The following is a 1086-nucleotide window of genomic DNA, read 5'->3' as shown; positions in this document are numbered from 1 at the left end:
CGTAGGACTGCGGCAGCCACGGGGCGATCAGCTCGCGGACCGGCTCCTGGCCGTCCCGCAGCCGGAACTCCCAGCGGTAGCGGTCCTCACCGATGCGCATGAAGGTGGCCGGCCGGTCCGGGTCGCAGACCTGCTCGACGCCCTCCCAGCAGCGGACGTCGGCTGTCGTGCGGACGTCGATGACGGTCCAGCGTTCCTCGAAGCGCAGGTCCTCCCATACGGCGCCGATGGTCTCGCGGGTGAGGCTGCCCGCGCCGTCGCAGCCGAGGACAGCCTCGGCCCACAGGTGGTGCTCACCGTCGTCGTCGCGGTAGGTCACACGAACGGGGCCGGCCGTGTCCGGTCCGATGCCGGTGACCTCCACGCCGCCCCGCAGTTCGCACTCCGCGCGCCGGGCCAGGGCGGCACGCAGCACGCGTCTGGTCGAACATGCTGGTCTGCGGATAGCCGTGCAGGCCGTGCTCGGTGCGGCGGAACTCGGCCATCACCCGGTGCCGGGCGTCCAGCAGCCGCAGCCCGTTGGCCGGTCGGGCGATTGCGGCGAACTCCTCTCCCACGCCCGCGGCCTGGAGGATCCGGCGTACCTCGTCGTCGGTGGCGACGGCGCGTGGAAGCGGGTAGACGTCCCTGTGGCGTTCGAGGACGACGCTGCGGACTCCGCGCCTGGCCAGGAGAAGGGCGGCGGTCACGCCCACGGGCCCGGCGCCGATGATCACCACGGGTACGTCTGCCCTGTTGTGCTCGACGGTCATGTGCGGCTCACCTCTGCCCTACTGCGCGTCCATGACGGGCGTACGCTGCTCGCCGAGGTCGATGCGACCGTCCGCCGTCGCGATCGTCGCCGTGATCACGTCGTCCGCGTGCAGGTAGTGACGGTTCTTCGCCTGGCTGAGGCCGGACGGGCCGAGCAGGCCGACTGCTTTGCCACCACCGGGCACGTCCGCGTCCCGCACGTCGGACCCAGTGGCCCGCGCCAGCCGGTCCGGGCTCGAACTCCAGCCAGGCCAGGTCCGCCACCTTGATCAGCGGGTTCCGGGAACGGCCCGGATGCTCGCCGCGCAGGGCGCCCTGCTCACTGTGCAGGTC

Annotated in this window: 3 pseudogenes; all 3 read right to left on the bottom strand. The window is 72.3% G+C overall.

Going from position 1 to position 1086, the window contains the following annotated elements:
• Positions 1 to 752: pseudogene (locus ADK65_RS36545) on the bottom strand (FAD-dependent monooxygenase); the annotation flags it as partial.
• Positions 753 to 770: 18 nt separating this feature from the next.
• Positions 771 to 890: pseudogene (locus ADK65_RS38375) on the bottom strand (fumarylacetoacetase); the annotation flags it as partial.
• A gap of 3 nt (positions 891 to 893) precedes the next feature.
• A pseudogene (locus tag ADK65_RS38370) lies at positions 894 to 1086 on the bottom strand (2,3-dihydroxybiphenyl 1,2-dioxygenase); the annotation flags it as partial.

Origin of the sequence: Streptomyces sp. NRRL B-1140 (assembly GCF_001280065.1) — a bacterium.
Classification (GTDB): Bacteria; Actinomycetota; Actinomycetes; order Streptomycetales; family Streptomycetaceae; genus Streptomyces.
The sequence above is the reverse complement of the archived record's forward strand: the minus strand, read 5'-3'. Positions and strand labels throughout refer to the sequence as shown.